Consider the following 9,802-nt stretch of genomic DNA (forward strand, 5'->3'; position numbering starts at 1 on the left):
CCTGTACTTCCTGTACAGCGTCAGCCTGGCCTGCGCAGTCGGCAAAAAGCTCTTCGATCTGGATTTGCTGGCCGAGTTGCCGCCCGCTGCCAAGGCATTGTTTGAGCAATTGGAGCAGACACCGCATGCCAAACGCATTGCGGCAGACAAGGAAGCGGCGATGCCAGGGTTTTTGGCGATGATTAACGCCAGGAAATAAATGACAGCTGACCGTAGGCTCGGCAGCCCTGCTGTCGAGCTGTGTCACGTCTGCAAAAGCGTCGAAATGTTTTGTTTAACYGCCTCGACGCCTTGTTTGGCGTCGTGCCCAGGCGATGTTGTTGCGTTCGGTAATAACTGCGTGACCCCAATGTTGACGGTTGAATTTACCGTGAGGGCCGAATCGTATTTTGATTCGGTAACAGCATGGTCAAGGAGACCCTTCAATGCTCAAGCTTTATGGATTTGCCGCCAGTAATTACTTCAATATGGTCAAGTTGGCGCTATTGGAAAAAGGCCTGCCTTTTGAAGTAGTCCCCTTTCATGGTTGCCAGAATCCGACCATCCTCGCGGTCAGCCCGCGTGGGAAGGTGCCGGTACTGGAGACAGAGCAGGGCTTTCTCAGTGAGACGGATGCGATCCTCGATTTCATCGATGAAAGTCAGCCAGGCATTGCACTTTTACCGACAGACGCGTTCGAGCGAGCTCGTGTCAGAGCACAGGCTAAAGAGATTGAGTTGTACATAGAGCTACCGGCCCGGATTTGTTACGTGGAAGTGTTTTTTGGTGGTCGGCCGACACCAGAGGCGCTCAAGGCCAAGGCCAAGCGGGACCTGATCAAGGGGTTTGCCGCATTGGCGCGCCACGGGCGTTTTACACCCTATGTGGCAGGCGAGCAGTTCACCCTGGCCGATCTGTATTTTCTCTATAGTGTTGATCTGGCGGTGGAAGTCGGGAAGGGGTTATTCGTTATCGACTTGCTGAGCGAACAGCGCCTGACCGCGAACCACAGCTGCTTTCACCTGCGCCGGCGCGGTGCCACCGATGTGGTTACGGGCATTCACCGAGCCCTCCAGGGTCAGGACGGCAAACACGTCCTGTTCGATCTGGTCGCTGAACTTGCGCAGTTCTTCCAGGCTCATCTCTGCCAGATCCTTGCCGGTTTCCACGCCGTACTTCACCGCGTGACCGACGATTTCGTGACAGTCACGGAACGGCAGGCCGCGGCGCACCAGATAATCCGCCAGGTCGGTAGCCGTGGAGAAGCCGCGCAGTGCCGCTTCACGCATGATGGCGTGCTTTGGCTTGATCGCCGGGATCATGTCGGCAAAGGCCCGCAGCGAGTCGCGCAAGGTGTCGGCGGCGTCGAACAGCGGCTCTTTATCTTCCTGGTTGTCCTTGTTGTAGGCCAATGGCTGGCCTTTCATCAACGTCAGCAGGCCCATCAGCGCGCCGAACACCCGGCCGCTTTTACCGCGCACCAGTTCCGGGACGTCGGGGTTTTTCTTTTGCGGCATGATCGAGCTGCCGGTGCAGAAGCGATCAGGCAGATCGATGAACTGGAATTGTGCGCTGGTCCACAGCACCAGCTCYTCGGAGAAGCGCGACAAGTGCATCATCGCGATGCTCGCAGCGGAGCAGAACTCGATGGCGAAGTCGCGATCCGAGACGTTGTCCAGCGAGTTGCCGCCAACAGCGTCGAAACCCAGCAGTTGGGCCGTCAGCTCGCGGTCGATCGGGTAGGTGGTGCCGGCCAGTGCGGCGCTGCCGAGCGGCATGCGGTTGGTGCGCTTGCGGCAATCGACCAGACGCTCGTAGTCGCGGCTGAGCATTTCGAACCAGGCCAGCATGTGATGACCGAAGGTCACGGGCTGCGCGGTTTGCAGGTGGGTGAAGCCGGGCATGATGGTGCCGGATTCGCGCTCTGCCTGTTCCAGCAGGCCTTTTTGCAGGCGGGTGATTTCACCCAGGATCAGGTCGATCTCGTCACGCAGCCACAGGCGGATGTCGGTTGCCACCTGGTCGTTGCGGCTGCGGCCGGTGTGCAGCTTCTTGCCGGTGACGCCGATGCGGTCGGTCAGGCGCGCCTCGATGTTCATGTGCACATCTTCAAGGTCGATGCGCCAGTCGAAGGTGCCGGCCTCGATTTCGCTCTGGATGGTCTTCAGGCCGTCGATGATGCTGTCGCGTTCGGCATCGGTCAGCACGCCGACCTTGGCGAGCATGGTGGCGTGGGCTACGGAGCCCATGATGTCGTGACGATAGAGGCGCTGGTCGAAAGTGACGGAGGCGGTGAAGCGGGCGACGAAGGCGTCGACGGGTTCACTGAAGCGGCCGCCCCAGGACTGATTGGTCTTGTCAGTGCTCATGAATTCGCTCGTGATCGGCTGAAGGAAAATGGCGTTAAAACCTGCGGTGGATAATAACAGGGTTGCCAATCCTGTCGGTGACACTGGTCGCTACGTTTTTTTCTTATTTGACCGGCCATACTCAATCGGGTCGCTGCCGCGTTTACGCAACGATATTTGTCAAATGAGCACTGTCGTCGCGGCAAGCGTCTACAGTTGGACGTGAGGGTCAGCGCAATTGTCGATCATGTGCTGAGTCTCCTCGAAGCGTGCGACGTCAGTGTCGAAGCCGGCTATATAGAGAAGAGGGGTGTTCATATTGTGTAGCAGCAATCCCTACGGTGACGCCACGTCGCGGCTGGCTTCGAATGGAACTGCGCAGGCACCGATAAATATTGCAACCCGACGTACGGCACTTTTTGGCGCTCGCGCTAGTCTTAGCGTGGATCGCGGTGACGGATGTCACTTCACCTGTCTACGCTATCCTTGTGCGAGACTCACGCAGGAATCCAGCGCAATATGAATGTCCTGATCGTTGATGACGAACCCCAAGCCCGCGAGCGCCTGAGCCGTATGGTCGGCGAACTCGAGGGTTACAGTGTCCTGGAGCCCAGCGCCACCAATGGCGATGAGGCATTGACCCTGATCGACAGCCTGAAGCCCGATATCGTGCTGCTCGACATCCGCATGCCTGGCCTCGACGGTTTGCAAGTCGCCGCAAGGTTGTGCGAACGCGAGACGCCGCCGGCTGTGGTGTTTTGTACGGCCCAGGATGAATTTGCCCTGGACGCCCTGCAAGCCAGCGCGGTGGGCTACCTGGCGAAACCGGTGCGTTCGGAGCAGTTGCTCGACGCCCTGAAAAAAGCCGAGCGCCCCAACCGCGTCCAGCTCGCGGCGTTGACTCGGCCGGCGGCAGAAACCGGTAGTGGCCCACGCAGCCATATCAGTGCGCGAACCCGCAAAGGCATCGAGCTGATCCCGTTGGCTCAAGTGGTCTATTTCATCGCCGACCACAAATATGTGACCTTGCGCCACGAAGGTGGCGAGGTTCTGCTGGACGAGCCATTGAAAGCCCTTGAAGACGAATTTGGCGACCGGTTCGTACGTATTCACCGCAATGCACTGGTGGCCCGCGAACGTATCGAACGGCTGCAGCGCACGCCACTTGGGCATTTCCAGCTCTTTCTCAAAGGCCTCAACGGTGATGCGCTGATTGTCAGCCGACGTCATGTCGCTGGTGTGCGCAAGATGATGCAACAGCTTTAGTCCGCTGTTCGCGCACGGATTTCACTCTCCTTTACCGGGTAGGTGAGGCCAGGGAGGCTGCGCCGTTTCTGATACAAGTCAAAGCGGATTTGCCTGAGCTGTTATTATCCGCTGTATCTATTCAGTACGGATTGATCCATGTCCCCTCGCGAAATCCGCATCGCTACCCGCAAAAGTGCCTTGGCCTTGTGGCAGGCCGAATACGTCAAAGCTCGTCTGGAGCAAGCCCACCCGGGTCTGGTCGTGACGCTGGTGCCTATGGTCAGTCGCGGCGACAAGCTGCTCGATTCGCCGCTGTCGAAAATCGGCGGCAAGGGGCTGTTCGTCAAAGAGCTGGAAACCGCACTGCTCGAAAACGAAGCCGACATTGCCGTGCACTCGATGAAAGACGTGCCGATGGACTTCCCTGAAGGCCTGGGCCTGTTTTGCATCTGCGAACGCGAAGACCCGCGTGACGCCTTTGTTTCCAACACCTATGCAAGCCTCGACGAGTTGCCTCAGGGCAGCGTGGTCGGCACCTCCAGCCTGCGTCGCCAGGCACAACTGCTGACCCGTCGCCCGGACCTGCAAATCCGCTTTCTGCGCGGCAACGTCAACACTCGGCTGGCCAAGCTCGACGCCGGTGAGTACGACGCAATCATCCTTGCGGCAGCCGGTTTGATTCGCCTGGGCTTTGAAGACCGCATCAGCTCGTCGATCAGTGTCGATGACAGTCTTCCAGCAGGTGGCCAGGGTGCCGTCGGTATCGAATGCCGCAGCGCCGACAACGACATTCATGCCTTGCTTGCCCCTCTGCATCATCAGGACACCGCCACGCGGGTCACTGCCGAGCGTGCGCTGAACAAGCATTTGAACGGTGGCTGTCAGGTGCCGATCGCGTGCTATGCGGTGCTTGAAGGCGAGCAGATCTGGCTGCGCGGCCTGGTGGGCGATCCGAAGGGGGGGCTGTTGCTCCGTGCCGAGGGTCGTGCGCCACGCAGCGATGCCGCAGCCTTGGGTGTACGAGTTGCCGAAGACCTTCTTGGCCAGGGCGCCAACGACATTCTGAAGTCGGTCTATGGCGAGGCAGGTCACGAGTGACGGGGTGGCGCCTGTTGTTGACGCGTCCCGCGGATGATTCGGCGATGCTGACCGATATTCTTGCCGAAAAGGGGATTTTCAGCAGCAGCTTGCCGCTTTTGGAGATAGAGCCGATTCCTGTCTCTGAGACAATGCACCAGGTGATTCAGGGTATGGATCGCTATTGCGCGGTTATCGTGGTCAGCAAGCCGGCTGCCCGAATCGGTGTGGATCTGGTCGATCGGTACTGGCCGCAATCACTGCGCTTGAAATGGTTCAGCGTGGGGGCGGCGACCGCACAGATCCTCAAAGATCATGGGTTGGACGTGAGCTTCCCGGTGGAGGGCGATGACAGCGAAGCGTTGCTTGAACTGACGCCGTTGCGCGAGGCTATCGCCCGACCCGATGCTCGTGTGCTGATCATGCGCGGCGAGGGTGGACGTGAGCTGCTCGCGGAGCGTTTGCGCGAGCAAGGTGCTAGTGTCGATTATCTGGAGTTGTACCGCCGTGGCTTGCCGCGGTATGCCGAGGGGGCATTGCCTGAGCGGATTCGAGCGGAACGCTTGAACGGCGTAGTGGTCAGCAGTGGGCAGGGATTTGAGCACCTGCGCCAATTGGCGGGCAGTGCCTGGCCTGAGTTGGCGCGGTTGCCTTTGTTTGTTCCGAGCCCTCGGGTAGCCGAGATGGCGCTGGCCGCCGGCGCCCAAACAGTTGTGGATTGTCGTGGCGCCAGTGCCGCGGCTTTGCTAGCGGCGTTGCGGGAAACCCGGCCCGTTCTCTAATGCAAAGGATGGATACGTGAGCGAAACAGCCTTGCCAAAAGATGACGTCCAGCCAGCGCTCGATGCGTCGGTTGAAACTGTAAAGAGCCCGGAGCCGCGCCGTGGCAACGGGCTGGTGATCCTGGCAATGTTGCTGGGTGCCGCGGGTGTTGCCGCTGGCGGTTGGGGGATCTGGCAGGTGCGTAGCCTGCAAGCCAACAATCAGCAACAGCTGGGGCAATTGCAGGCCCTGAACGATCAGGCACAAAGCTTCAAGCTCAATGAGCAGCGCCTGACAGCCCGGCTTGAGCAATTACCGCCAGCCAATGAACTGGAAGACCGACGACGCCTGGTGATCCAGTTGCAGGGCGACCAGCAGCGCTTGAATCAGCGTCTGGAAACGGTACTCGGCGCCAGCCGCAAGGATTGGCGTTTGGCCGAGGCCGAGCACCTGCTGCGTCTGGCCAGTTTGCGTCTGTCTGCCTTGCAGGACATCAGCAGCGCTCAGGCGCTGGTGCAAGGTGCCGATGAAATCCTTCGCGAGCAGAATGACCCGGGCTCTTTCGCCGCCCGCGAGCAGATTGCAAAAAGTCTTGCTGCGCTGCGCAGTACCGAGCAACCGGATCGCACCGGGTTGTTCCTGCAACTGGGTGCCTTGCGTGATCAGGTGGCCGAACTCAGCGAGCTCGCCCCGGAGTTTCATGAGCGCGATTCGCTCTCGGCCCTGACCTCCGATGGCGATGGCGCCAGTCGCTGGGCGCAATGGTGGGATCAGATTTCGCGCTACATCCGCATCGATTTCAACGCCGATAAAAACATTCGTCCATTGCTCGCCGGGCAAAGCCTGACCCAGGTCCGTCTGGCGCTGAGCCTGGCGCTTGAGCAAGCGCAGTGGGCTGCGCTCAACGGCCAGGCGCCGGTGTATACCCAGGCGCTGACCGAAGCGCGGGATGTGCTCAAGGGCAGCTTCAATCAGGACAATCCGCAAAGCAAAGTGATGCTCGAACAGATTGCCGAGCTGAGCAAGCRACCGGTAACGGTCATCACGCCCGACCTGGCAACCACCCTGAGCACGGTGCAGGCGTACCTGGAGCGGCGTAACGTCAGCGCCGAGGATTCGGTGAAACCGGCCGCGAGTGCTACGTCGGGGGCCACCCCATGAAGCGACTTTATGTGATTGTGTTTTTGCTCATCGCCGCCGCCGGGGCGTTGGGGCTGGCCATCGCCCAGCACTCGGGTTACGTGCTGATCGCCTACAAGACCTTCCGCTACGAATCGAGCCTGTGGGCGACGTTGGCACTGGTGGCGGTGATCTGGCTGGTGCTATGGGGCATCAAGATGCTGATCGAGTTGGTGGCCACTTCCAGCGGTGTAGTCAACCCTTGGTCGAACCGCAACCGCAGTCGTCGTGTGCAAGTGGCGATCGAGCATGGTCAGCTGGACCTGGCTGAAGGTCGTTGGGCCAGCGCTCAGCGTCACTTGTCTCGCGCCGCTGAAGCCGAACGCCAGCCGCTGCTCTACTACCTTGGGGCTGCGCGAGCGGCGAACGAGCAAGGCCATTATGACGAAAGCGACAGCTTGCTGGAGCGTGCGCTGGAGCGTCAGCCTCAGGCCGAGTTGGCGATTGCCTTGAGTCACGCGCAGTTGCAAACCGATCGTGGCGATACCGACGGTGCGCTGACAACTCTTCAGGCCATGCACGAGCGTCATCCGCACAGTGTTCAGGTGTTGCGTCAGTTGCAACGTTTGCATCAACAGCGTGGCGACTGGTCGGCGGTCATTCGCCTGTTACCGGAATTGCGCAAGGACAAGGTTCTTCCGGCCAGCGAGCTGGCAGAGCTGGAGCGTCGTGCCTGGGGTGAAAACCTCACCCTGGCAGCTCGCCGGGAGGAAGACGGTGCGGTTGGGTTGCAGGCACTCAATCGCGCCTGGCAACAGCTGACTTCCGCTCAGCGCCAAGAACCGCAACTGGTGCTTGCCTATGCCGAACAGTTGCGGCAACTGGGGGCTGAGGTCGAGGCGGAAGAGGTTTTGCGCGGAGCGCTCAAGCGTAAATATGACAGCCATCTGGCGCGGCTGTATGGCTTGCTGCGCGGCAGCGACCCGGCGCGGCAACTGCACGCGGCCGAGGGTTGGTTGAAGGACCATCCGGGCGACCCAAGCTTGCTGCTGACCTTGGGACGGTTGTGTTTGCAAAGCAGCCTGTGGGGCAAGGCGCGGGACTATCTGGAAAGCAGCCTGCGGGTTCAGCGCAACCCCGAGGCCTGTGCCGAGCTCGCACGTCTGCTGGCTCAGTTGGGTGATACCGAGCGCAGCAATCAGCTCTTCCAGGAAGGCCTGGGGCTGCTGGACAAGCGCCTGCTGGCCTCGCCTTTGCCGGTGCCCGCCCGCGCATAAGATGCTGGACGACCGGGTCGCCCGAACGGGCGCCCCGGCGTTTGAATACCGTAAAATTCTTCCTCGTCGCGCCGGGTATAGGCAGCGTCTTACAAGGGACTACATTTGGTCCTGTCTCTTCTGTCGGGAATTCCCTACATCTTTGGCGAAGTCTCCGCACTGCCTTGCCTTGAAAGGCCAGAGGGCTTTCCTCTACCGTAACTGCCTGTCTCTTCTGTTACGGATAAGCCATGTCTTTGGCCTGCACACGTTCCTTGTTTTTCATGGCTTTCATAGCGGGCGCCCTGGCCTTGGGCGCTTCGTACTATCTGGAGTTCTCTATCGGGCTCAAGCCCTGCGGGCTGTGCCTGTTGCAGCGGCTTTTTCTGGCCCTGTTCACGATGGTCTGCCTGATTGCCGCGCTGCACGGGCCCAAGCGCCTGGGCTGTTTACTTTATTGGCTGCTCGGTCTGTTCTGCAGCCTGGCGGGAATGGTGACAGCGTGGCGCCAGGTGGTAGTGCAAAGCGATTCGGTTCAACACGTGTCGGGATGCTCTCCCGGTCTGGAAGGCCTGTTCACCAACATGCCCTGGCAGTGTGTTGTGGAGCGGGTATTCAGCGAAGCGGCTGACTGCGCGGAAATTTCCTGGACGCTGTTCGACCTGAGTATTCCCGAATGGAGTCTGTTGTTTTTTGTCGGAGTGACGATTCTCGGGGCTTATCAGATCGTGCGGCTGGTCTGGTATGCGYATCAGCGACCGCCCAGCGACGGGTCGTCGCACCGGGGCAGGGTGGGTGATTAAACACTTGTATGAACTTTATCTCCTGCGTACCTTGAAGCTCTTGGCGTGCGGGCATAATCTGGCCCGCACGTATCATTGGAATTGTTGCCCGATGGTGCTTTGCCTGGCCAAATCTTGATTTTCAAGTCTTGCGGCGAGTGCGGGCGGCATTACCCATAAGGGAAGAGAGATCACCATGCTCGAAAGTTGTCAGAATGCTCAGGAACGCTGGGGTGGAGTGCATCTGCTGATCGATCGTTGGTTGCAGGAGCGTCACGAACTGGTTCGAGCCTATGATGCTCTCGGCGCCAAGCCCGAGGCTCTGGGCGAAAACCGCAAGCCGTTGCAGGAGTTCTGTGGTGTCCTGGTCGATTACGTCTCTGCCGGCCACTTCGAAATCTACGAACAGCTGACGGGCGAAGCCAAGGCGTTCGGTGATACACGCGGGCTTGAATTGGCTGAAACCATTTACCCGCGCATCGACGTGATCACCGAGAAGCTGTTGGCGTTCAACGATCTCTGCGATGCAGGCAAGTGCGTTGCCGAGAAATTCCAGGAGCTTGGCGGTCTGTTGCACGAGCGCTTCGAACTGGAAGATTGCCTGATCGAAGTGCTGCACACGGCCCACAAGGAAGAAACTCCAGAGCAAGCCTGAGTTTCTCCTCGATACAAACGATCCCTGAAACGGTGCGCACTGCGCACCGTTTTTCGTTTGGGCGATTGCTCAGCCCGTCGCGCCGAGCAGTTCGATTTCAAACACCAGAGGTGTGAACGGTGCGATCAGGTCCCCTGCGCCATCGGCACCGTAGGCTTGCGCGGATGGAATCACCAGGCGCCATTTCGCGCCCACCGGCATCTGTTGCAACGCACTGCGCCAGCCACTGATCACGCTGTCGAGGCTGAACCATTGCGCCTGGTTGTTCTGATCGAACACCGTGCCATCGGGTAGCTTGCCAATGTAGCGAACCTGCACCTTGCCATTGGGCCCGGCCTTGGCGCCGTTGCCCGCGACCAGTTCGGTCAGCAGGATGCCATCCGCCAGTTCGCGAACTCCGGGTTTTGCTTTCTCGGCTGTCAGGAAGCGTTGTTCCTTGTCCAGGGCAACTTCGCTTTGCGGTACGGCGGGTTGCTCGGCCATTTGTGCTTCGTGCTCGGCCAGGATCTGCTCGATTTGCTGATCTTTCAGCGCCAGTGGCTTGCCTTGATAGGCTTGTTGCAAACCTTCCACCAG

9 protein-coding genes and 3 pseudogenes are annotated in these 9,802 nt (G+C 59.7%); 10 read left to right on the plus strand and 2 right to left on the minus strand.

Annotated elements, in window-relative coordinates; all coding sequences use genetic code 11:
• Window positions 1–199, plus strand: a pseudogene (locus AC1DH9_RS14015) (glutathione S-transferase); the annotation flags it as partial.
• A 226-nt stretch (window positions 200–425) separates the two neighbouring features.
• Window positions 426–968: pseudogene (locus AC1DH9_RS14020) on the plus strand (glutathione S-transferase family protein); the annotation flags it as partial.
• Here AC1DH9_RS14020 and argH read toward each other — a convergent pair.
• On the minus strand, window positions 942–2,348 hold the full coding sequence (argH, locus tag AC1DH9_RS14025) for an argininosuccinate lyase (protein WP_477808315.1): 1,407 nt from the start codon (window positions 2,346–2,348) through the stop codon (window positions 942–944). The pseudogene AC1DH9_RS14020 and the gene argH overlap by 27 nt on opposite strands.
• 252 nt (window positions 2,349–2,600) lie before the next feature.
• Here argH and AC1DH9_RS14030 point away from each other — a divergent pair.
• From AC1DH9_RS14030 to rsd, 8 genes and pseudogenes are all read left to right on the plus strand, one after another.
• A pseudogene (locus AC1DH9_RS14030) lies at window positions 2,601–2,850 on the plus strand (sensor histidine kinase); the annotation flags it as partial.
• A complete protein-coding gene (locus AC1DH9_RS14035; protein ID WP_123581046.1) occupies window positions 2,847–3,593 on the plus strand; it encodes a LytR/AlgR family response regulator transcription factor in 747 nt (248 codons plus the stop codon). The pseudogene AC1DH9_RS14030 and the gene AC1DH9_RS14035, both read left to right, overlap by 4 nt.
• A gap of 138 nt (window positions 3,594–3,731) precedes the next feature.
• Window positions 3,732–4,673, plus strand: a complete 942-nt coding sequence (hemC, locus tag AC1DH9_RS14040) for a hydroxymethylbilane synthase (protein WP_427538827.1) — start codon at window positions 3,732–3,734, stop codon at window positions 4,671–4,673.
• Window positions 4,670–5,434, plus strand: coding sequence for a uroporphyrinogen-III synthase (locus tag AC1DH9_RS14045; protein ID WP_427538824.1), 765 nt, complete (start codon window positions 4,670–4,672; stop codon window positions 5,432–5,434). Before hemC ends, AC1DH9_RS14045 begins: the two co-directional genes overlap by 4 nt.
• Before the next feature lie 16 nt (window positions 5,435–5,450).
• Window positions 5,451–6,575, plus strand: coding sequence for a uroporphyrinogen-III C-methyltransferase (locus AC1DH9_RS14050; protein ID WP_477808316.1), 1,125 nt, complete (start codon window positions 5,451–5,453; stop codon window positions 6,573–6,575).
• Window positions 6,572–7,810, plus strand: coding sequence for a heme biosynthesis protein HemY (locus AC1DH9_RS14055; RefSeq protein WP_427538818.1), 1,239 nt, complete (start codon window positions 6,572–6,574; stop codon window positions 7,808–7,810). The genes AC1DH9_RS14050 and AC1DH9_RS14055 overlap by 4 nt, the downstream gene beginning before the upstream one ends.
• Window positions 7,811–8,040: 230 nt before the next feature.
• A complete protein-coding gene (locus AC1DH9_RS14060; RefSeq protein WP_477808317.1) occupies window positions 8,041–8,592 on the plus strand; it encodes a disulfide bond formation protein B in 552 nt (183 codons plus the stop codon).
• 175 nt (window positions 8,593–8,767) lie between these two features.
• Window positions 8,768–9,226 carry a sigma D regulator gene (gene rsd / locus AC1DH9_RS14065; protein WP_145014189.1) on the plus strand — a complete coding sequence of 153 codons (459 nt, stop codon included), beginning with the start codon at window positions 8,768–8,770 and terminating at the stop codon, window positions 9,224–9,226.
• A 69-nt stretch (window positions 9,227–9,295) separates the two neighbouring features.
• Here rsd and AC1DH9_RS14070 read toward each other — a convergent pair.
• A partial coding sequence (locus AC1DH9_RS14070; RefSeq protein ID WP_477808318.1) for an FKBP-type peptidyl-prolyl cis-trans isomerase occupies window positions 9,296–9,802 on the minus strand: 507 nt, incomplete at its 5' end.

This window comes from Pseudomonas sp. 05T35 (genome assembly GCF_056396605.1).